We start from the raw sequence: 21048 nt of genomic DNA, 5'->3' as shown, positions 1-21048 counted from the left end.
GTGTGGATACACTAACTTTACAAATAATGAACACTGAATTTTATATTGCTATGCCAAAAGGTGTTCATTTTGTATGGAAAGAAAAAGCAGAGAAATGGCTTCAATACGTTGCGAAAGAATGGTCGAGATTTCAATCAAATAATGAATTATCACAAGTAAATGATTTAGAAATTGGAGAAACGCTACGCATTAGTTCGTTACTATATGATTGTTTAGTGCAAGCGGATCAATATTATCAACTTTCTAATGGTTTATTTTCACCCTATCTTAAATGCCATTTAGAACAGCATGGTTACAATCAATCTTTCCCATTTGATGCGGCTAAAAGTAAGGCATTTCAACACAAATCTCTTATTGCAGATCAACCATTTCAATTTCTAGGTGATGGGCAAGTTATGAAGGTAGCACAGCAGGAAATTGATTTAGGTGGATTTGCCAAAGGGTATGCCATTGAAAAATTGGCGAATTGGCTTGAGCAAGAGGTATCTCCTGATTTCGGACTAATAGACGGGGGAGGGGATATGAAAATGTGGTCTTCTGGGGAAAAGACCTGGACAATCGGTGTTGCCGATGCCTGGGATATCGACAAGGAAATTAGCTCGATTAAAATGAAAACAGGTGCCATTGCTACTTCCAATCGAGTTTATCGAAGCTGGATGCAAGGAACGAAGAAGAAACATCATTTATTAAACGGACAAACAGGTGATATCGCAAATACAGAAGTATTACAAGCTTCAGTCGTAACGTCCTCTTTATGTGATGCAGAGGTTGGTGCAAAACTGTGCTTTCTTATGGCTGAGGGTCAATTGCAGCAATGGTTCGAAAACAATTGTCAACAAAGTGCCCGCTTTATTGTTAAAGAAGGGCAAGCAGCAAATTGGAGGATGACGGGGGTGAAATAAATGATTATAAGTACATGGGAATGGATTCGATTATTAGGGTTATTAGCGTATTTTTACTTTACAATTTCCATTATATTTGGTTTGTTGAGAAAATCATCATTTGTCAAATCACATAAAAATTTAATTTATCATATACATCAAAATGCTGGATGGCTGGGGTTAATCACCGTCATCGCGCATATGTTAGTGCTTTTAATCGATCATTATGAGCCTTATAGCATAGTAGAGATTTTAATTCCTGTCACAGCGAAATATCAATCTATACCATCGGCTTTTGGAACAATAGCATTTTATTTGTTTTTAATGGTCATCATGACATCGGATTTATGGATTCGAACAATGAATCGCTCCTTATGGAAAAAACTTCACTTTCTTGTGTTGCCAGCATGGGTAATATCACTTGCTCATGGAGTGCTTATAGGAACAGATACAGAAAATGCGTTGATTATGATGTTTTATGTAGTTTCTGGAGGGATTACTATGTTAGTATTGGCAACAAGAACAATAAGCCAGTTCATGAACAAAGTAAATGTTTCAACAACACACAATAGTTAAAAGAAATCGGGGCTGTCGTGACAAGCCCCGATTCTTTTATATTGGGAATTCAATATGAAATGTAGTGCCTTTATCTACTGTACTTGTTGCATAAATTTTTCCATCATGTTGCTCCACTATTGCTTTTGCTATGGCAAGACCTAAACCAGTGCCATTTCGTTGACGAGCAGCATCACTTCGGTAGAATCGCTCAAACACTAAAGGCAATTCCTGTTCAGTCATACCAACGCCACTATCGGCAACAGTGATTTGTACAGAGTCTTTATTTTTTAAAAGTGACAGTGTTATAGCACCACTATTTGTATATCTTATCGCATTGTCTAATAGAATATAAAGCAGCTCTTGTATTTTTGAAGCATCACCAAGCAACTCGATGTTTTCTTGAATTTCAGTAGAAAACTGTATTTCAGGAGGCATAATCCGTTGAAATTTCGTACTCACCTTTTTGAGTAAAGTTGATAATGGTATGATTTCTTTATGAACGGAAACCTGCTGCTGATCGTGTCTTGCTAAGAACAGCAATTTCTCTATGAGCTCTTTCATTATTTCAGCCTCATCTTTTAAATCCGTAATTAATTCTTTTCCGAAAGGGCTTAATTGCTTTGCTTCTTCCACTTCTAAAATTTCAAGTGAACTATAAAAAATGCTTAATGGTGTTCGTAATTCATGGGATGCATCAGATACGAATTTTTTTTGTTTATCGAACGACCATTGAATAGGTACCATCGCTTTTCCAGCCATATAATAGGACAGTAAACCGATTAAGACCGTTGAAATACAAGTTAATAATATTAGTAAGTACTTTGTCATTTGGAAAAAATGATGCTGTGACGTCACAGATTTACCAACGATAATATAGCCTGCTACAGTATCGTCATTGAAAATTGGCTTTTTTAGAAGTAGAAAATGCTCTTCCTGCCATTCATAGTGCTGTATGAGTTCTTCATTTGGGTTGCTATTGCCAAACGCTTTTTCGAGCGGATTCTTCAGTCCCTTAAAAGATTCATCACCATGGACAAACTTATGATCCTTTGTGTAAATATAGTAAAAAAAACTGCGATTTGGGTCATAATTTAAAGTTTTAGTGTTGGCATGAACATGTTCAAAGAAATCGTGCTCTTGCCTACCATAAAAGTCTTCTAATTCGTTTATTTGTTGATTTTCCATTAATTTCATGAGAGAAAAGTATAGCACAATAACGAATAGTGAAAATAGCAAAAAGTAAAGCGTTGCATATAAAAAGGATAATTTTTTTTTCGTTTTATGAAACATTAGTCTTCCCTCAGTTTATAGCCAATCCCTCTAACATTTTGAATACGTGATTTGGATTGACCATCATCAATTTTTTTTCTCACAAGTTTGACTAAAGCATCTAAGGAATTATTCGAAACATCGTAATCATAGCCCCATATATAAATACAAATTTGTTCTCTAGTTAGTACACGACCTTTATTGATAAATAAATATTCTAACAGTAAAAATTCATTTTTTGTTAAATCAACTACTTCATTATTGTACAAAAACACGCGAGAATCTATATTCAGCTGTAATTGATCTATCTGGATGACCTGTTCTATCACTTTATCTTTTCTTCGTAGTAATGCGCGAACTCTTGCTAACAGTTCCTCAATTTTAAATGGCTTTACTATGTAATCATCTGCGCCACTATCAAGTCCTTTGATGATGTCCTCTGTGTCGTCTTTCGCTGTTAGCATTAATATACTACCATTGAATCCAGTGTTTCGTAGCTGCTGGCACACTTGAATTCCACTAAGGTATGGCATCATCCAATCTAAAATAACAAGATCATATTGCTCTGTAAGCGTGTGGTCTAGCGCTTCCTTTCCATTCTCCGCTTCTGTCACATTGTGAAATTCTTTCTTTAAAATATGAACGATATTTCTTCTTAATCGTGCATCATCTTCTGCTAGTAATATTTTCAAGGCAGCTTCCTCCTATTACCTATATTCAACTAAGTATACGCTTAAAAAATGAAATGAAACTGATAAAAGTTCCATCCTCCGCTATATGTATTCCATACTTCGATAAGAGTTGAAGTTTTTCCTATCTATAATGTTCTTATATAGAAATAGGGGGACAAATAATGAATATTTATAAATTTACAACATTGTTAGTTTTAACGACATTTTTAATGGGATCCTCATTTGCCATTGTCAAATTGGGATTGCCGTATGCATCGCCACTGTTATTGGCTGCACTCCGCTTTATACTAGCAGGGATAATGATGGCTGTCATCGTGTTAGCGTTAAAAAGACCTCATCCAACTTCAAAAGAAGGCTGGATGAAAATTTTTACGATTGGAGCATTTCAAACTGCGGGTGTAATGGGCTGTATTTTTTTAAGCTTACGGACAATTACAGCAAGTGAATCCTCTATTCTAACATTTACGAATCCTTTGCTTGTCGTCATCTTCGCTACAATATTTACGAAAGCGCGCTACCGGTTGTATCAATGGTGTAGTGTTTTCTTGGGGTTAATTGGTGTTACGATTACAATGGGTATACAGATTGAAGGTGAAATCGGCATTCTTTTTGGTATTCTTTCAGCTGTTTTTTGGGCAATTGCGACACTGCTGGCTAAAAAATGGGGTGTTCTATTTGATACATGGGTGCTATCAGCCTATCAAATGCTTTTTGGTGGATTACTACTTATATTGGCCAAGTTTTATGTTAGAACAACCATTTTTTACTGTGAATGTTCATTCGGTATTCATTATATTATGGCTTAGCATTTTCTCGTCAATTGTTCAATTTGCAGGCTGGTATTATCTTTTACAAAATAGTGATCCTGGAAAAACGAGTGCCTTTTTGTTTTTAGCTCCTTTTTTCGGCGTGATAACAGGCTGGCTACTATTAAATGAACCATTAAAACCATCGTTAGTCGTAGGAGGGCTGTTTATAATTGCAGGTATTTATTTGGTGAACCGTAACTTTACGGCTAACGCCAAAAAAATATCTGCAGAAAGTTGAGTATAGACTGTCCGCGGAATGAACGCAGTTGTTAGTTTAAACATCTAACTGAAAAACTTCTTTAAATCCAGCCCTTCCTTGTTCAGTCACTTTAATGGCACGAATAGACGGGACACGAGTCACCCAACCCAAACTGAATAAATGTGTAAGTATCCCTTGACCAAGAGCACCAGCTAGATGATAACGTCGTTCACTCCAATCCAAACATGCATGGGAAAATGATCGGCGCTTTCTTTTTAAATCATCTAAATCAAGACCGAAATCTGTAAAGAATTGTGCTCCTTTAGCTGTTATGAGAAATTCTTTTTCCTCTAGTTGTAAATAACCAGCATTAACCAATGATTCTGTTAATTGAACACCTAGTTTACCAGCTAAATGGTCATAGCAAGTTCTTGCACCCTGTAATAATTTCATTTGGCTTGATTGTTTTAAAGAACGTACTTCAGGGGGTGGAGAAATCGCTAAGAAGGATTCGAGTAAATGAGCAATTTCTTCGTCTGCTAATTGAAAATATCGATGACGACCTTGTTTCTCTACTTTAACAAGTTTACCATCTACTAACTTTGCAAGATGAAAGCTAGCAGTCTGGGGCTTAATGGCTGCCATATAAGCTAATTCACTGGCAGTATGAAAACGACCATCCATCATACTAGCAAGCATTGTAGCTCTTGAAGTTTCTCCAAGAAGAGAAGCGATTTCAGCCATGTTTGGATTAATATCCATTTGTCACAATCCTTTCTGCATTCCATATTTCGATTTTCGTAAAAGTATTTATCGTTTACAATAATACATAAAAAGGTGGGAGTAAATAGTTATGAAAACATATTATGCCGTAATTTTTACATCACAAAGAACAGACGAGGATGGAGAAGGCTATGCCAAGATGGCAGAAGTGATGGACGAACTAGCACAAAAGCAGCCTGGTTTTCTTCGTGTAGAAAGTGCTAGAAATGCTGAAGGGAAGGGCATTACTGTATCCTATTGGGAATCACTTGAGTCTATTCAGGCATGGAAAGAAAATTCAAAACATCTGGTCGCACAGAAATTCGGAAAAGAAAAATGGTACATGCAATATAATGTGGAAATTTGTAAAGTTATAAAAGATTATTCTTTTATAATGTAATTAAATCGAGGCGTTGGAATCGCCCAATTCAGTGAAAATTAAAGAGCGTGCTTTTATTTATCCTCTCTAAGTAGCGGCTTGGTGGGGATTTTTTATACAGTTGCTCTATATATCACAAAATGATATATTATTTAATGATATATCGTTTTGTGATATATTGGAGGTGTAGACAATGAAATCATTAGAGCAGTTAACAGATTCTGTTTTTTATATTATGGCTGCCTTAACGGAGCCTCGACATGGCTATGCGGTCATGAGTTTAATAGAGGAGACAACAAAGGGTACTTTCGTAGTTGGTCCAGCATCCCTTTATACAATTATTAAAAAATTATTAGCTGAACAGCTTATTCAGCTACACGATGATTCGGATTCTCGTAGAAAGGTCTATGTCTTAACGGATAAAGGTCGAGAAGTATTGCTCGAAGATATTGAACGAAGAAAGGTCATGATTCAGTTGGCAGAGCAGGGACTACAGGGGGGCAAAAATAGTGAGAAATAAGAGATATATGGCATCATATGGTTTAGCTTTTTCTGAGGAACGCGATATGAAAAAATTAAGCGAAAAGGCGGCAAAGGGTTGGCATTTAAAAAGATTTCGATGTGCTGGCTATGGGCTAGAGAAGGGTGAACCAGAAGACGTCATTTTTAGTATTGATTATCGTAAATTACAGAAGGATGAAGAAGAGGAGTATTTTGAGTTATTTGCTTTCGGTGGCTGGACACATGTTTGTTCTAGTGCATATATGCATATTTTTAAGGCAGCACCAGAAACTACACCCATTTATAGTGACGCCGAGTCTTCTATTGATAAATTAGTGCGTCTTGCAAAGCCTTTAAACCTAGCAGCATCCATTACTCTTGTTTTAACAATGGTTTTGTGGGTATTTATGACATTTACCACTGGGACAATTCAACACATTGCAGAGCAAGGATATATATATTCCTTTGTTTTTACTGTTCCAACAGTGATGACTTCTGGTGGGGTTTACTATCATATGTGGAAAAAATTACGATTAAAATCCAAGCATATATAAGAACGAACAGCTGAAGCTTATCAGCTGTTTTTTCATGTTGTGGAAAATTATTATGTGTCAATGAAAATATGCAATTAAATAAAGTAAGGGTGTTCGGCAAAACGGGGGGATTGATTTCCGTTCCGACTTGGCGCTTTCCAAGGGGCGTCCGAATTTTATTTTATCTATAATAAGATTTATAAGGGAATTTTATACTATATTTGTTATTATTTAATTCATAAGAGGTTGATAATATTTTTGTTTTAATAACAATTCTACCTTTTTTAGCGCTTCACTTTTTATTTTTAAATAGATTTGTTCGAAGGAATGATTTTGTTTGTAGGGAAGGATAATACTTCTCCCAAAAAACATATTGCGTGGGTTCATGACTAATTGAAACAGTTACTATATATAGCGCACTGGAGATTATTTTTAATTTGTAAACTATATTGATTTATTTTTGGGGGGTATTATGATTCAAGGTTCTTGGAGAGCGTTGGTCTGGATTGGTTTAGCAGAATTATGTGCTTTAAGCTTGTGGTTTAGTGCATCAGTGATTGCACCCGAACTAATTGAAATTTGGAATCTTAGCTCCAATTCAGAATCTTGGCTTTCAGCTGCTATCCCTATTGGCTTTGTCCTAGGATCATTGTTTAGTTCATATTTTGGGGTTGCGGACCGCTTTAATCCCCGAAAGATTTTTGCGATTTCAGTTTTTCTAGGCGGAATATTAAATGTCTTACTAATTTTTGTGAATTACGCTTTTTTAGGTATTCTACTTAGAATTTTAACTGGAGTAACTCTTGCAGGTGTCTATCCAATAGCTGTGAAAATTTTATCGCAATGGTTCCCCAAAAAACGAGGGTTTGCAATTGGAGTCTTAATAGCAGCATTAACATTAGGATCATCATTACCACATTTTGTAGTTATGTTTTTCTCGTCGTTAAATTGGAAACTCGTGATAATTAGTACTTCAGTATTGGCTTTATTATCGGCTATAATAGTTACTTATATTTTAGAAGATGCTCCGATTGTACCCAATAAATCGCCGTTCTCTTTAAAATTAATAAAAAAAGTAGTTATGAATAAACCAGTAATGCTTGCGAACTACGGTTATTTCGGTCATATGTGGGAATTGTATGCGATGTGGACATGGCTACCTGCTTTTTTGACAGCTAGTTTCTTAACCTATTCACCAGGAATTCCACATTGGTTTATTGCATTATCATCTTTTATTTCAATAGGAATTGCCGGAGGGATTGGTTGTGTGGTAGGTGGACTAATCTCAGATAAAATCGGAAGAGCCAATTTAACGATTATTTCTATGTTTATTAGTGCTATCTGTTCGATAGTAATAGGTTTTACCTTCGGGCAGTATATTTGGCTAACCTTAATAATCTCCATGATTTGGGGGGTGTCTGTTATATCTGATTCCGCCCAATTTTCTGCAGCAGTTTCAGAAATAGCCGAAGTTGATTATGTAGGTACAGCCCTTACTTTTCAAATGTGTATTGGCTTCCTCCTTACTATATTTTCTATAAATCTAATCCCTATTATACAGAGGATCATTGGTTGGGAGTGGGTCTTTACAATATTAGCGATTGGACCAATTCTTGGAATTGTATTTATGGTCAAATATAGACGTTACGAGTTAAATAACGAGAAAGTGTAATTGTAATTTTTAAGTATTGACTATATCTGATAGTTTAAATTTTTTCTAAATAAGCATCTGTAAAATGAATAGCCTCAAATAAAAAGGCTGTTTTCTTAAAGGTTGTTGCTATTTCAATTAACGGAGCAGGTTTGTTCAAGAATGAGACTTGAATATCGAAATTAAAGGGGTGAAATTGTGAAGGTTAAACATTCTATTTTCAGTATATTTATATTTTCTATTCAGGTTATTGCAGGCTGTTCTTCAAGTGCTGACTGGAATTCATCATTTGTTATTTGGGATGGATATATTTATGAAATTAGCGAAGAGTATGTAAATGAAATAAATGAAGAGATTGGTCAAGTTACCAAACATTCGGACAAGGAAGGGACTTACCCTGGAAACTTTTCAAACAAGTACAAAAAGGGGACTAAGTATTATTCGATAAAAGGCATTAATACGGATGAAGCAATAGCTATTGAGGAAGATGGAAAGTATCGAAAAGCAATTAGAAGTGGAAAATATGGAGAAAAATAACTTTACTTCTTGAGCAAACGGGTGCTTTACTTGAAGAACGTTGAGCTGCTTAGACAGCTCTTTTTTATTATTGTACTAACGGTGCAAGTTAGTTGAAGAGCATTGTTTGATTTGTGTTCAACAATCGGGTCATAATGTGGAATAATAAAATTTGTCATTATTTTAATGTGTAGTAGACTTAGTAATTACATTTTTTTCCTCCAATTTACTTGGAATGAATTTTTTAAAACAAAGAGGAGAGTCAATATGGAAGTAGTATATTTTGCAGGTGGATGTTTATGGGGAGTACAAGCTTTTATAAAAACTTTACCTGGGGTTAAGTTTACAGAAGCAGGAAGAGCTAATGGAACAAGTCATACACTTGAGGGTGATTATGATGGTTATGCCGAATGTGTAAAAACAGGATTTGATCCGACAGTTGTAACAATCAGGGAATTAATGGGGTATTTATTTGAAATCATTGACCCATACAGTTTGAATAAACAAGGACAGGATGTTGGCGAGAAATACAGAACAGGAGTATATAGTGAAAATCCTGAACACTTAGAAGAGGCAAAGGCGTTTCTTTGTGAGAGAAATGATTACGACCTTATTGTTGTTGAAGTATTACCTCTTACAAACTATATAAGAAGTGCAGAAGAACATCAAGATAGGTTAGCTAGATGTCCAAATGATTATTGTCATATTCCAGAAGAAATATTAAGTAAGTATAAGTAGGGGAGATTATTAAAAGATGGTTTATGGGATCTATAGTTTTCAGAAATGCTTTACCATATTATAAGGGGAACAGAACTGTTTAATCATTTTCAACGTTCGGGCGCGATTGTTTAATTAGCATCTCTGTTCTTATTAAACTAAAGAAGGATTTACTAAAGACCAAGTTAATCTACTAAATGCGTAGAATCAACTTGGTCTTTGTGTATTAACAGCAACAATCTATAAGAAAACAGCCAATAAAAAATCCAATCGTTTTAATTATTTTTCTCAAAACGATTGGAATATTTCAATGTAAAATGACGGCGGATATCACTGAATCGGAAAGGAGTTCGCATAGGATGTTAGCCTAAGCACAAAGCCTATCCAGACGCAATTATGCCGAAGTATAATTGATAGTGGTGAAATTCAGGCTTTCTTTTTTGCAGGGTATCCGATGAGGATCGCGATGCTCCCGCAGATTCCTATAAGGATTGGATAGAAAGAGTATTGTAGCATGCTCACTGGCGATATTCCAGCTACGCTTGCGGCTGCTAGGAATTGGGCTCCGTATGGTAGAAGGCCTTGAATCGTACAAGAGAAAATATCTAATATACTTGCGGACTTTCTTGGCTCAATCTCATACTGTTCAGCAATATTTTTTGCAAGTGGACCAGCAATTAAAATAGCTATCGTATTATTGGCTGTAGATAAATTAGTTAGGCCCACAAGGCCAGCAATCCCAAATTCAGCACCCTTTTTCGATTTTATTCTTCGTGTCGCAAGGTGAAGCAGAAAGTCAATTCCTCCGTTAAACTTAATAATCTCCACCATTCCAGCTATTAATATCGCAAGAAATGCCATTTCATACATGCCTGACATTCCTTCGCCAATCTTTTGCAAAAGGTTCATTAAATGATAGCTACCATCTGCTAAACCAACAGCCCCGGCGAGAACAATCCCAAATGCTAGAACAAGGAAAACATTCATTCCAACTAACGCAAAAATAATAACTAACACATAGGGAACAATTTTTACCCAACTATAGCTTAAATGCTCTACTTGTGCTGTCGTTTCACCCATTGTGATTAACCCTAAAATAATGCTCGTTACAATAGCTGCCGGCAACACAATCCAAAAATTCACCTTAAATTTATCCTTCATTTGTGCGCCTTGTGAACGAACGGCAGTAATTGTTGTATCTGAAATAAAGGATAAATTATCGCCAAACATCGAACCGCCAACAATCGCCGCCATTACTAAAGCCATGGAAAACTCTGTATGCTCGCTTATCCCAACTCCAATTGGCGCCAGTGCAACAATTGTTCCTACCGATGTACCCATTGATAGGGAGATAAAGCAGGCAATGATGAACAAGCCTACGACAAGCAGGTTTTCCGGAATGACCGACAAAGCAAAGTTAACAGTGGAGTCCACTGCCCCCATACCTTTTGCTACCTCTGAAAAGGCCCCAGCCAAGAGAAAAATAACAACCATCAGCATGACATTTAAATTTCCTGCGCCTTTGCAAAAAATATCAACCTTTCGCGAAAACGATTCTTTTCGATTCATCGCCAGAGCCACAGCGCCCGAAATGGCGATGGCTACAATGACAGGAAAGGCATAAAAATCACCTGTAATAACTCCTGAACCAATAAATAAAATTAAAAAAACAACAAATGGGATCAGCGCCCATGGATTCTCTTTCTTCATTGTTCTACCTCCAAAAATTAAAAAGGGACACGACCTTTGCCCATTTTTTTACATAAAAAAGACCTCATCTTGAAACAACAAGAAGAGGCCTTATATCTATAAAACACTCCTCTTATCTATCAAGCCATTGCTTGCTGGATTTGGCACAGTAACTTAAATCACTAAGTTCCGCTGCCGAGATATCATCGGGCCAGTCCCTCCATCTCTCTTGATAAGAAGCAAAAATATTATATTTTTTTCACAATAGTATTAGAATAAAATAAAAATTCAATATTTGCAACATATTTTTAAACAAAGTATAAAAAACTCTCGGAAAAGTCAGCGTTAAGGCGACCAAAGAGTAAAGTGTTAAATTATGGGTATTGGGATTTGAGCGTATTGGTGGAGAATGGAGAGGGTCATTTTTTAATTTGATTTTCGAGGTAAGACCACGCATATCTAAATATGAATCTTCTTAATTACAATAGGAAGCTACTTGAACAATAAATTAGTGTTTTGAACAATTAACGCGTCAGATATTTAGGTGGTGCGATTGGTGGGGAATGGAGTTTAAAGAGTTGTAGTATGGCTAAGAAGCCTAGTAAAACTAGACTTCTGCATTTAATTAGAGGTATTAAAGTACTCATAAAGTCCTTTTGAGAACCCTATGCCACCAGTAGGACCATTCAACCAAAGTTTAATAAATGTATTAACCTCTGATTGAGATCTATTTTGTAACAATCCACTTCTATCTATAATATTAGTGAATTTGGAGGTGAATTCCTCTAGAGTGATAACCTCGTTATTATCAAGTTTTTCCTCGTACATTCTAGTCAAATTTTGAAGTTCGTTGAATTCGTCTTCTCCTAAATCGTAGGCTAATATTTGGTCAAACACACCAAACATATCATAATTAGCTGCTAATTTTTGCAGTATTCTAATTTGAAAAGAATGTTTTTCTACTCTTTTTTCAAGTTGTGAAATTCTTTCTTCTGATGATAACGACATTATTACTTAACCTCCTAAATTAAAATGCAAAGAATGTAAAAATATTAGCGATAGTTCTAGCAGTCGATGATTTTACACCAACATTCATTAATGCTGATGCCACTGTATCCATAATAGCATCTTCAACTACGTCCCCGCGTCTAACTAAATCTTCTAATGCATTGGCGATTGTATTTGTATGTTTAGTGAATATTTTAGCTTCCGACTTTGTTAATTGTGAAGCCACAGTATTAATAACCGAACCACCACTACGTAGAGCTTTAGCAGTTCCTTTAAGTGCCTGAGTAGTAATCCACTTTTTAATACCACGTGATTGAATTTCATTTTTATCTTCGTTTTCATTTTCATTTAATTGTGTACCATCTAATGGTAACACATTACTACTGAAATCATACTCAATTATCGTTAATGTCGTTGCTAAACTTTCAGTAACTTGTGGTGGATTTTCTATTTCACTAGCCTTAGCATAGTTTGTTCCTCCAAATGGAAATAGGACTGATGCAGTTAGAACTCCAGAAGATAAAGCTACTATAGATTTCTTGAACATAAAATACCATCCTTTTCTTTGGTTATTTTTAAATAGTTTATATAATATTCGTTTTGGTGAAATACGGAAATCAAAACATAGGTTTTCATGTTAGATTGCATTATATTTATACAAATAACCTATGAACCTAAAGTGATGTGGTAAATCAAATTGAATTAATATAAATAGATTTCACAATCAAATTTCATGACAAATGAGAGTGACCAACAACCAACGTAACAATGCAGTTATACTAATGCTATAAATCTATTACTCAATAGAAAAGCAGTAACAATTTTATAAGATGTTTATGATACTAATCCTCCCATATTGTCTAAGCATTGAATAAATATGCTTAGTTGGTTTCTTCAGATGTTTTCATAATTATGCTCCCTCCTTTTTGATTTTGTTAGTACCATACCATTAGCTACAAAAGTTTCAAAATCAACTTTCGTTGATAATTGAACAAAAATTGATAAAATTCAGAAAAAACACTCTTCTTGGAGTTTGAAATCACAGATAATCCTTATAAGAAAGAAAAGAAGCCTAGTAAAAACTAGATTTCTACATCTAAATAGAGGTATTAAAGTCCTTATAAAGTCCTATAGAGAACCTTGTGCTACCAGTCTATAAAAGTTTTAAAATCAAGTTTTGGCATAAATTGAACAAAAATTGATAAAAGTCAGAAAATCAAAACTTTGATTTCTAACACGGTAAGTATCGATGTGTGTGACAATCGCTGAGGAATAGATCTTGAAGTATTGCAGAACGGACAGGTTGTTAGTTGAGTTAATAGAGGGTGGTTCACTTTGAGAATAGCTACAAAGCAGAAATATTTAATGAAAAAATGGAGCAAGTAATTATTACTCATGTGTGTGAATGTAGAGTTAGCCGTAACTTCATCAGCATCGCTATAACAAGTAGAAGAAGAAGGAGGTTAAATAATGATTAGTTGCATACAAAAGGTTATGGATTGAAATACCAAGGTGTATTTCGATAGATGCTCTCTTCAATAATCTAAAGTCAGTTTTGCTAATCTTTTTTTCAGAAGATCGCGCTCTTTGGTAAAATAAATTTCTCCCTGTACCTGATAGATGGCATCATTAATTATTCTTAAATTTTTGCTTGGTATAATTGATCAATTGAAGGGGGAAATAAAGGAAGTGTTGCAGCAATTGCAACTTTAAAAAGAGACGCCCTTGAGAAAGGCGCCTAAAACATTTGTGGTAAAAATTCCGTCATAAAGCGTTGATTTTTACGCAGCCATATTTTTAGAATCATACGGTGTGTTAGAAGTCGTTGCCTTTTATGTGGTCTATTCTTTGCCTCTATTAAACTTTGCAGTAGAATACAAGTTTCTGTTGCAAATGCTTGAGGATCAACGAGGACATCAAGCTTATAATCAATTAACTGTGCAGCCTGTACCTTTGCAAGTAATTGTGCAAAGCGTGTATTCATTTCTGGAAAGTTTTCTTCTAGTTCTAGGTCGATTAAAGTATAAAGTGTTTGTTCAATTTCAGCTTCGAGTGCTTGTAATTGTTCAATGGATGGCTGTGTCAAAAAATCACCTCTAGCTTCTTAAAAATGCTGCTACACAAGGAAAAAGCCAAGTGCAGCAAAAAGTAAACCAAATAAAACTGTAGTGCTTATATAAACAATTACTTGTCTCCATTTTTTCTGCTCCAAAAGCGTCAAACATTCAAAACCGAATGTTGAAAAAGTCGTATAAGCTCCTAAAAAACCAAGCCCTATAAAATGCCAAATCCAATCACTTGGATGTAATGCAAATAGAAAGCCAAGAGCAAAAGAACCCGTTATATTGATCAAAAATGTTGCCCATGGGTATGTATGGACAATCAATTTTCCTAGATAAAATCTCGTTAGTGCACCCAAAAATCCACCGATACCAATAACTATCATACGATGCGCCCCTTTGCTAGCTTAAATCCTAGCCATGCACAAGCTAAACCGCCAAAAACACTCATTAAAATATAAAGAACAGCTTGTAGCCACTTACTATCCTGCAAAAGTAATAGCGTTTCTAAAGAAAAAGTCGAAAAGGTCGTAAAGGCTCCAAAAAAGCCAGTCCCAATTCCTAAAATAACAGGCGTACGCTTTGTAAACGTAGTAAATAGCCATGCTAAACAAAAGCAACCGATTAAGTTTATGCAAAGTGTCGCAAATGGAAAACCACCGTTATTCGAAAGTGCTAAACCGAGGATATATCGACAGATGGCACCCAAAAATCCGCCAATCCCAACAGCTAAAAATGATTTCAACGTAAAGACTCCTTATTAAAATGTCTATATGGAAAAGTGTATCACGTGATAATTATTTTAGATATGTTTCAGTTCAAAAATATCAAAGTGAGCCCAAACATTATAGCTTATACTGTTTTACCAACTTTGGTTCAAATGTTTTCGTTCTATAGTTTATTTTGACTTCTTGAATATTATTTTATAATATCGTCGATTAAGATTCTTATAATTTCTGCCAAAATACGTCGTAGTTAATGTCCCTATATCATCTCTTAATATGTATATAATTAACAAGGAGGCATAATTATTAGGATTCAAACACTAATTACACCGTTGACTGAAAATCCGATAACGGTTAATCCGTTGACGGAAAATCCATGAGGGGAAAACCCGCTAGCGGAAAAACCGTCACTACTAATTAATAATTAATTACTAAATAATAAATTACTAAATAATTATTATTATTGTTATAGGGCTGGGAGCTTAGAAAGCACACCGTAAAATTCAAAACAGTAAACGACGTTTCAGCTTAGTGTTAGTGTCTCTTATATTCAACTTGCTAAGGACGGAGTTTGTGGCATTGGCATATTACTAGTACACCGATAGTTGTTGGAGTAAGCAAAGATGGATGCATTTTTACACCCTTAATGGAAATCAGGAAACATTCTTTGCACTTGTTTTCCAAGAGGGGTAAGTCTAGTTAGATTACAGGTTGCTGCTTGGACTCAACTCCCTTTTCTGGCTCGCAACGGTTAGCGGTTCTTTGTTTTTTTTGTGAAGTGGGCGATAAATTAAAGTTAGTTGATAAATTTAGAAAGTTGGTTGATAAATTTAAAAAGTTGGTTGATAAATTTAAAAAGTTGGTTGATAAATTAAAAAAGTTAGGCGATAAGTTAAAAAAGTTGAGCAATAAATTAAAGTTAGGCGACAAATCACAGAATTGTTCCGATAAATCTTGAACTTGTTCCTATAAATCGTGGAATTGTTCCGATAAATCAAAAATTTGTTCCGATAAATCTCAAGATTGTTCCGATAAATCGATTTGGATCCTATCGAACTGGCTTTGTTCGCTAGGGCCTTCCAGAACTTTTCAGCAAGTGTCCAAACATCCGCTGAAATAGTGGAAGCTATAATTGATCTTTAACATTGTCAATAACAGTACCAAAGTCTTTATTAGAATCAACGCTTTCAGTTACTGTATAAACATAACCATCTGGATCTTCTAAAGTTAATTCTTTTGCATTCCATGGTTGAACTGTCGGTTGTTGAATGATCTTCGTTTTATTATCCAGTGCTGCTTGATAAATACTGTAAATATCACTGGAGAATAAATTAATAATGACTGAGTCAGAGGTGTTGACTTCTGCAGCCTGTAATAACATCAAATCTTGGTACTTTGTTCCTCTCAAATGTGTCATTGAAGTTATTCCGTTAGCATCTGGAAAATCAAATACAGAATTGAAATTTAGTACGTTTCCATACCATTCCTTTGACTTTTCTATATCTCTTACTTTTAGCTTTACGAATAATGGCATTTGATAAAATTCATGCATGTTTTCTTCCTCCTTTAGGTTCATACAAACTAACCATAAAGGTTTACGTCGCGTTAAAGTCAATATAAAAAGTTGTCGTAGTATTTAATTCTAAATTTCTGGATTTACTTCTTGTTTCTAGATTGTAAATTTAGCAATTCGTTACTTTAAAGCGTTAATTATTTCCTGAAAAACGTAAAAAATAACAGTGAGTTGGTTGACAAATATTTCTAAAGTGTGATAATCTTCAATAACACTATAACAATCTTAAGTAAAGGAGGGCATGACGATGTTAATTTTACCAGTATCATTTCAAATCACAACTGCATACATTGTCCATGTCTTCTAACTTTTTATTTTGCGTTGCAAATAAAGGGCATGGGTAACTCCTGGCCTTTTATGAAAAGACACATGCTCTTTTTTTGGGTATGTGTCTTTTTTGTTGCAAAAAAGGGTTGTAGTGATCATAAAAAGGGAGTGCATGTGTATGCGAAACAAAGTACAAAAAATGATTTTCATCAAGAAATTTATGGATAGTGGGTAGCAAAGCTTTAACAGCACTAGAGAAAGAAGGTTATAAAGTATGTTTGATGTTTTAAGTAAATTAAGCTGGTTTTTTAAGAAATACTGGAAACAATATACAATAGCGGTCGTGCTACTAATGGTTGCGAGCGGCTTAGAAGTTGTTCCACCGTATTTACTAGGGTCAATTATTGATATATTGACTGCTGGGGAAATGACATCAGCCCTTTTAACGAAGTATATTTTGATTTTTGTGTGTATCATGATTGGGGGCTATGTCCTTAATTTTGTGTGGCAATTCAGATTATTTGAAGGGGCCATTAACCTAGAGAAAATTTTACGTCGAAACCTTATGCAGCATTTTTTGCGCATGACACCGACGTTTTATGAGAAAAACCGTACCGGAGATTTAATGGCACGTGCGACAAATGATTTAAACGCAGTGTCGTTGACTGCTGGATTCGGGATTATGACATTGATTGATTCCACAATCTATATGGGCTTTATTATTTTTGCCATGGGTATTATGATTTCGTGGAAGCTTACTTTTTTTGCAATGCTGCCAGTGCCGATCATGGCCATCCTTATTCAATATTTAGGGAAAATTGTACATGAACGCTATATGAAGGCGCAGGATGCTTTTGGAGAGTTGAATGATAGTGTTCTAGAGTCGGTTGCAGGTGTGCGAGTTGTACGGGCATACGTACAAGAAAAAAAGGACGAAACAAATTTTGCGGAGATGAGCGAGATTGTGTATGAAAAAAATATGCATACCGCAAAAATTAACGCCTTATTTGGACCGATTACAAAGGTCGGTACTGGGATTAGTTATGTCGTAGCGCTTGGCTATGGTGCTCATTTAGTCTCAACTGAGGCTATGACAGTTGGGCAGCTTGTAACGTTCAATGTTTACTTGGGGCTAGCAGTTTGGCCAATATTTGCAATTGGGGAACTTATAAATGTGATGCAGCAAGGTAACGCTTCTCTTGATCGTGTACAAGAAACGCTAAACTATGAGGCGGATGTTCGGAATATTTCGAATCCACGAACGATTGCGACACCGAATGCGATTGGCTTTGATGATTTAACATTCCAATATCCGATGAGTCAGGTAAAAAACCTCCAGGAAATTTCGCTGTCGTTGAAAAAGGGGCAAACACTTGGAATTGTTGGTAAAACAGGAGCGGGAAAAACGACCTTCCTGCGACAATTATTACGCGAGTATCCAATCGGCGAAGGACAGCTATCGATTGATGGAGTAGATATTACTGCACAAACGAAGGAACAGTTACTCGACTGGATTGGTTATGTTCCACAGGATCATGTTCTATTCTCACGTACCATTCGTGAAAATATTTTATTTGGGAAAGAAGATGCTACACAGGCTGAATTGCACCAGGCGATTCGTGCAGCATACTTTGAAAAGGATTTAAAAAATTTACCAATGGGCCTTGAGACACTTGTTGGTGAAAAGGGAGTATCTCTTTCAGGTGGTCAAAAGCAACGTGTTTCCATTGCGCGTGCTCTTATTAAAGACCCTGAAATCTTAATGCTTGATGACTCGCTTTCTGCTGTAGATGCCAAAACAGAGGCACGAATTATTGAAAATATACAGCGAGAGCGACAAGACAAAACGACGATTATTACTACGCATCGTTTATCAGGAATTCAGCACGCCAATTTAATTATCGTGCTAGATGAAGGCCAAATTGTAGAGCAGGGAACACATGAGCAGCTTCTTTCACAACAAGGATGGTATAAAGAGCAATTTGACCGTCAGCAGCTAGAAGGAGGTGCCTCATGAGTACGAGTCAACGTTTAACACGCTATGCAATGTATTTTAAAAAACCGATACTACTTGGACTATTTTTCTTAACAATCGCCGTCTTTACGGAGCTTGTTGGGCCGTTTATTGCGAAGCATATCATTGATAATTACATGACAGTTGGCCGCATTGAATTAAAACCAATCACCTGGCTATTACTTGTCTATTTACTTTTAGCAATAGCTACAGCTGTTTTACGCTATTTTATGTATATCTATTTACAAATGGGGGCCAACCGTGTTGTACAAAAATTACGTAAGGATGTATTTGAGCATATTCAAACATTGCCAATTCAATACTTCGATAATTTACCAGCAGGGAAAATTGTAGCCCGTGTAACGAATGATACCGAGGCTGTTCGTAATTTATATGTGCAAGTACTTTCAAACTTCGTTACGAGTTTAATATCTATTTTGGGTGTTTATATCGCACTCTTCATTTTAAATTGGAAAATGGCGTTCCTAGCATTGGCTATGGTACCAGTCGTTTATTTATGGATGATTTTATACCGTAAAGTTGCTTCGAAATATAATGATGTTATTAGAACGAAAATTGCCGATATTAACGCAATGATTAATGAATCGATTCAAGGGATGACGATTATTCAAGCATTCCGTCGTGAGCAGCAAATGACGAAGGAATTTGATGACATGAATAATGAGCATTATGCATATGAACGTAAGCTACTTTTCCTTGATTCTGCAACTTCCTTCAACCTTGTTAATACATTAAGGCTTCTTATGTTTACGATCTTTATTTTCTACTTTGGTACACAGTCATTTACGGCAACAGAAGTTATTTCTGCGGGGACATTATATGCCTTTGTCGATTATTTAACGCGATTATTTAATCCGATAACGAATATCGTCAATCAATTTTCTCAGCTTGAGCGCTCACTTGTTGCAGGAAAGCGTGTCTTTGAAGTGTTAGATATTAACGGGGAGCCGGTATCTGAAAAAAGTTTACCAAGATATAAAGGAAATGTGATGTTCGAGGATGTTTCTTTTGCTTATAAAAATGATGAGTACGTATTAAAGAACCTATCATTTGAAGCACATCAAGGTGAAACCATTGCCTTAGTAGGTCATACAGGATCTGGGAAAAGTTCTATTATGAACTTATTGTTCCGTTTCTATGACCCATCTAAAGGGAAAATTACGATTGATGGAATTGATATTACTTCAGTTCCTCGTCAAACAATGCGTGAACATATGGGCATTGTTCTACAGGACCCATACTTATTTACAGGTACAATTGCTTCGAACGTCAGCCTGAATAATCCTAAAATTTCACGAGAAAAAATAGAAACTTCATTAAAGGCTGTTGGTGGGGAACGTGTTTTAGCGAACTTACCAAATGGTTATGACGAGCCTGTTATTGAGAAGGGGAGCACACTGTCATCTGGGCAGCGTCAGTTAATTTCCTTTGCGCGTGCCCTTGCCTTTGACCCGGCTATTTTAATTTTAGATGAGGCTACTTCTAATATCGATACGGAAACAGAGGAGATTATTCAACATGCGATGGATGTACTGAAAAAAGGACGTACAACATTCATTATCGCTCACCGACTTTCTACTATTAAAAATGCAGATCGTATTCTTGTCTTAGATCGAGGTAAGATTGTTGAGCGTGGTACACATGATGAGCTATTAGCACAGGGCGGCATTTACGAAAAAATGTATCAAATGCAGGCGAATTCATTGCAATAATAATTTGAATGGTTACAGAGAGAATAGTATAAATGAAGCCCCACTTTTCGAAAAAAGTGGGGCTTTCTATTTAAGATTTTACATTTTTAAAGACATTGACGAAAAAGAACAGCACTGAAATTGCCACTGCGATACCGCCACCAGATACAAAGAGCTCAAATAACCAGTGCGGTACATCTATATAAACCATCATCATACCAACAAGGAGGAACGGCAATCCGAGATTATAGAACCAAAATTGTGCTTTGGCCAGTCCTGTCTCGGCTGCCTCTTTATATACTGAATAAATTAAGCCGATAAAACCAGTTGTCAGCCAACCTACTACACCGATGTGTGCGTGTGTCGCCGTCCATTCGAGTTGAATTGTATAATGCATAAACAGTCCAAACGCCAAAACAATCACTAAATATAAGACTGAAATCTTTATCCATTTAGCACCCATTTTAAACAACTCCTTTCCCGAAATGATTTAGCTAGCTATAACAGTTTATTCTTGTCGAATAAAAAAGATG

At 35.8% G+C, this 21048-nt stretch carries 21 protein-coding genes, 1 pseudogene and 1 riboswitch; of the genes and pseudogenes, 11 read left to right on the top strand and 11 right to left on the bottom strand.

The features are described from left to right. Positions 1 to 2 precede the first annotated feature (2 nt). Both ACQKMV_RS21560 and ACQKMV_RS21555 read left to right on the top strand, forming a co-directional pair. Positions 3 to 902: an FAD:protein FMN transferase gene (locus tag ACQKMV_RS21560; protein ID WP_427506393.1), complete on the top strand. Its 900-nt coding sequence runs from the start codon at positions 3 to 5 to the stop codon at positions 900 to 902. After that, positions 903 to 1457 (top strand): ferric reductase-like transmembrane domain-containing protein, encoded by a 555-nt coding sequence (locus tag ACQKMV_RS21555; RefSeq protein WP_427506392.1) that lies wholly within the window; start codon positions 903 to 905, stop codon positions 1455 to 1457. A 36-nt stretch (positions 1458 to 1493) separates the two neighbouring features. Here ACQKMV_RS21555 and ACQKMV_RS21550 read toward each other — a convergent pair whose 3' ends face one another. Then, on the bottom strand, positions 1494 to 2729 hold the full coding sequence (locus tag ACQKMV_RS21550) for a sensor histidine kinase (RefSeq protein ID WP_427506390.1): 1236 nt from the start codon (positions 2727 to 2729) through the stop codon (positions 1494 to 1496). After that, the gene (locus ACQKMV_RS21545) at positions 2729 to 3400 is read right to left on the bottom strand and encodes a response regulator transcription factor (RefSeq protein ID WP_427506388.1); all 672 of its coding nucleotides are present in this window, start codon (positions 3398 to 3400) and stop codon (positions 2729 to 2731) included. Before ACQKMV_RS21545 ends, ACQKMV_RS21550 begins: the two co-directional genes overlap by 1 nt. Positions 3401 to 3561: 161 nt before the next feature. Here ACQKMV_RS21545 and ACQKMV_RS21540 point away from each other — a divergent pair. Then, positions 3562 to 4447 (top strand): annotated as a pseudogene (locus ACQKMV_RS21540) (DMT family transporter). A 36-nt stretch (positions 4448 to 4483) separates the two neighbouring features. Here ACQKMV_RS21540 and ACQKMV_RS21535 read toward each other — a convergent pair. Next, on the bottom strand, positions 4484 to 5170 hold the full coding sequence (locus ACQKMV_RS21535; protein ID WP_427506387.1) for an ArsR/SmtB family transcription factor: 687 nt from the start codon (positions 5168 to 5170) through the stop codon (positions 4484 to 4486). 91 nt (positions 5171 to 5261) lie between these two features. On the opposite strand from ACQKMV_RS21535, the gene ACQKMV_RS21530 reads away from it, so the two are divergent. From ACQKMV_RS21530 to ACQKMV_RS21505, 6 genes are all read left to right on the top strand, one after another. Further along, positions 5262 to 5570, top strand: a complete 309-nt coding sequence (locus ACQKMV_RS21530) for an antibiotic biosynthesis monooxygenase family protein (RefSeq protein ID WP_427506385.1) — start codon at positions 5262 to 5264, stop codon at positions 5568 to 5570. A 172-nt stretch (positions 5571 to 5742) separates the two neighbouring features. Next, on the top strand, positions 5743 to 6069 hold the full coding sequence (locus ACQKMV_RS21525) for a PadR family transcriptional regulator (RefSeq protein ID WP_427506384.1): 327 nt from the start codon (positions 5743 to 5745) through the stop codon (positions 6067 to 6069). Next, positions 6059 to 6604, top strand: a complete 546-nt coding sequence (locus ACQKMV_RS21520; protein WP_427506382.1) for a DUF2812 domain-containing protein — start codon at positions 6059 to 6061, stop codon at positions 6602 to 6604. Before ACQKMV_RS21525 ends, ACQKMV_RS21520 begins: the two co-directional genes overlap by 11 nt. A gap of 451 nt (positions 6605 to 7055) precedes the next feature. Continuing rightward, positions 7056 to 8255: an MFS transporter gene (locus tag ACQKMV_RS21515; protein WP_427506380.1), complete on the top strand. Its 1200-nt coding sequence runs from the start codon at positions 7056 to 7058 to the stop codon at positions 8253 to 8255. A gap of 177 nt (positions 8256 to 8432) precedes the next feature. Further along, positions 8433 to 8771 (top strand): hypothetical protein, encoded by a 339-nt coding sequence (locus tag ACQKMV_RS21510; RefSeq protein WP_427506379.1) that lies wholly within the window; start codon positions 8433 to 8435, stop codon positions 8769 to 8771. Between the two features lie 246 nt (positions 8772 to 9017). After that, on the top strand, positions 9018 to 9488 hold the full coding sequence (locus tag ACQKMV_RS21505; protein ID WP_427506377.1) for a peptide-methionine (S)-S-oxide reductase: 471 nt from the start codon (positions 9018 to 9020) through the stop codon (positions 9486 to 9488). A gap of 405 nt (positions 9489 to 9893) precedes the next feature. Here ACQKMV_RS21505 and ACQKMV_RS21500 read toward each other — a convergent pair whose 3' ends face one another. From ACQKMV_RS21500 to ACQKMV_RS21470, 7 genes are all read right to left on the bottom strand, one after another. After that, positions 9894 to 11177: a Na+/H+ antiporter NhaC family protein gene (locus ACQKMV_RS21500; RefSeq protein WP_427506376.1), complete on the bottom strand. Its 1284-nt coding sequence runs from the start codon at positions 11175 to 11177 to the stop codon at positions 9894 to 9896. Between the two features lie 109 nt (positions 11178 to 11286). Further along, positions 11287 to 11395, bottom strand: a riboswitch (SAM riboswitch). A gap of 382 nt (positions 11396 to 11777) precedes the next feature. Beyond that, positions 11778 to 12164 (bottom strand): hypothetical protein, encoded by a 387-nt coding sequence (locus tag ACQKMV_RS21495; RefSeq protein WP_427506374.1) that lies wholly within the window; start codon positions 12162 to 12164, stop codon positions 11778 to 11780. Between the two features lie 19 nt (positions 12165 to 12183). Continuing rightward, entirely contained in the window at positions 12184 to 12711 is a 528-nt protein-coding gene (locus ACQKMV_RS21490; protein WP_427506373.1) for a hypothetical protein, read from the bottom strand. A gap of 1191 nt (positions 12712 to 13902) precedes the next feature. Then, positions 13903 to 14250 (bottom strand): hypothetical protein, encoded by a 348-nt coding sequence (locus ACQKMV_RS21485; RefSeq protein ID WP_427506371.1) that lies wholly within the window; start codon positions 14248 to 14250, stop codon positions 13903 to 13905. A gap of 30 nt (positions 14251 to 14280) precedes the next feature. Continuing rightward, a complete protein-coding gene (locus tag ACQKMV_RS21480) occupies positions 14281 to 14610 on the bottom strand; it encodes a fluoride efflux transporter FluC (RefSeq protein ID WP_427506369.1) in 330 nt (109 codons plus the stop codon). Continuing rightward, complete coding sequence (crcB, locus tag ACQKMV_RS21475) at positions 14607 to 14969, bottom strand: fluoride efflux transporter CrcB (RefSeq protein WP_427506368.1); 363 nt, start codon at positions 14967 to 14969, stop codon at positions 14607 to 14609. The genes ACQKMV_RS21480 and crcB overlap by 4 nt, the downstream gene beginning before the upstream one ends. 1106 nt (positions 14970 to 16075) lie before the next feature. Continuing rightward, a complete protein-coding gene (locus ACQKMV_RS21470) occupies positions 16076 to 16525 on the bottom strand; it encodes a VOC family protein (RefSeq protein ID WP_427506367.1) in 450 nt (149 codons plus the stop codon). A 538-nt stretch (positions 16526 to 17063) separates the two neighbouring features. Here ACQKMV_RS21470 and ACQKMV_RS21465 point away from each other — a divergent pair. Next, positions 17064 to 18806, top strand: a complete 1743-nt coding sequence (locus tag ACQKMV_RS21465) for an ABC transporter ATP-binding protein (RefSeq protein WP_427506365.1) — start codon at positions 17064 to 17066, stop codon at positions 18804 to 18806. Then, entirely contained in the window at positions 18803 to 20536 is a 1734-nt protein-coding gene (locus ACQKMV_RS21460) for an ABC transporter ATP-binding protein (RefSeq protein WP_427506364.1), read from the top strand. The genes ACQKMV_RS21465 and ACQKMV_RS21460 overlap by 4 nt, the downstream gene beginning before the upstream one ends. Before the next feature lie 70 nt (positions 20537 to 20606). Here the strand turns inward: ACQKMV_RS21460 and ACQKMV_RS21455 are convergent, their stop codons facing one another. Continuing rightward, positions 20607 to 20978: a hypothetical protein gene (locus ACQKMV_RS21455; RefSeq protein ID WP_427506363.1), complete on the bottom strand. Its 372-nt coding sequence runs from the start codon at positions 20976 to 20978 to the stop codon at positions 20607 to 20609. Positions 20979 to 21048 lie beyond the last annotated feature (70 nt).

The organism is Lysinibacillus sp. NPDC094403, assembly GCF_050278745.1.
GTDB lineage: Bacteria > Bacillota > Bacilli > Bacillales_A > Planococcaceae > Lysinibacillus.
This window is presented reverse-complemented; position numbering and strand designations above follow the sequence as displayed.

Coding starts and splice junctions, on each gene's coding strand:
- ACQKMV_RS21555 (WP_427506392.1), top strand. CDS start 903: ATGATTATAAGTACATGGGAATGGATTCGATTATTAGGGTTATTAGCG.
- ACQKMV_RS21550 (WP_427506390.1), bottom strand. CDS start 2,729: ATGTTTCATAAAACGAAAAAAAAATTATCCTTTTTATATGCAACGCTT.
- ACQKMV_RS21535 (WP_427506387.1), bottom strand. CDS start 5,170: ATGGATATTAATCCAAACATGGCTGAAATCGCTTCTCTTCTTGGAGAA.
- ACQKMV_RS21530 (WP_427506385.1), top strand. CDS start 5,262: ATGAAAACATATTATGCCGTAATTTTTACATCACAAAGAACAGACGAG.
- ACQKMV_RS21525 (WP_427506384.1), top strand. CDS start 5,743: ATGAAATCATTAGAGCAGTTAACAGATTCTGTTTTTTATATTATGGCT.
- ACQKMV_RS21515 (WP_427506380.1), top strand. CDS start 7,056: ATGATTCAAGGTTCTTGGAGAGCGTTGGTCTGGATTGGTTTAGCAGAA.
- ACQKMV_RS21505 (WP_427506377.1), top strand. CDS start 9,018: ATGGAAGTAGTATATTTTGCAGGTGGATGTTTATGGGGAGTACAAGCT.
- ACQKMV_RS21500 (WP_427506376.1), bottom strand. CDS start 11,177: ATGAAGAAAGAGAATCCATGGGCGCTGATCCCATTTGTTGTTTTTTTA.
- ACQKMV_RS21495 (WP_427506374.1), bottom strand. CDS start 12,164: ATGTCGTTATCATCAGAAGAAAGAATTTCACAACTTGAAAAAAGAGTA.
- ACQKMV_RS21490 (WP_427506373.1), bottom strand. CDS start 12,711: ATGTTCAAGAAATCTATAGTAGCTTTATCTTCTGGAGTTCTAACTGCA.
- ACQKMV_RS21480 (WP_427506369.1), bottom strand. CDS start 14,610: ATGATAGTTATTGGTATCGGTGGATTTTTGGGTGCACTAACGAGATTT.
- ACQKMV_RS21470 (WP_427506367.1), bottom strand. CDS start 16,525: ATGAACCTAAAGGAGGAAGAAAACATGCATGAATTTTATCAAATGCCA.
- ACQKMV_RS21465 (WP_427506365.1), top strand. CDS start 17,064: ATGTTTGATGTTTTAAGTAAATTAAGCTGGTTTTTTAAGAAATACTGG.
- ACQKMV_RS21460 (WP_427506364.1), top strand. CDS start 18,803: ATGAGTACGAGTCAACGTTTAACACGCTATGCAATGTATTTTAAAAAA.
- ACQKMV_RS21455 (WP_427506363.1), bottom strand. CDS start 20,978: ATGGGTGCTAAATGGATAAAGATTTCAGTCTTATATTTAGTGATTGTT.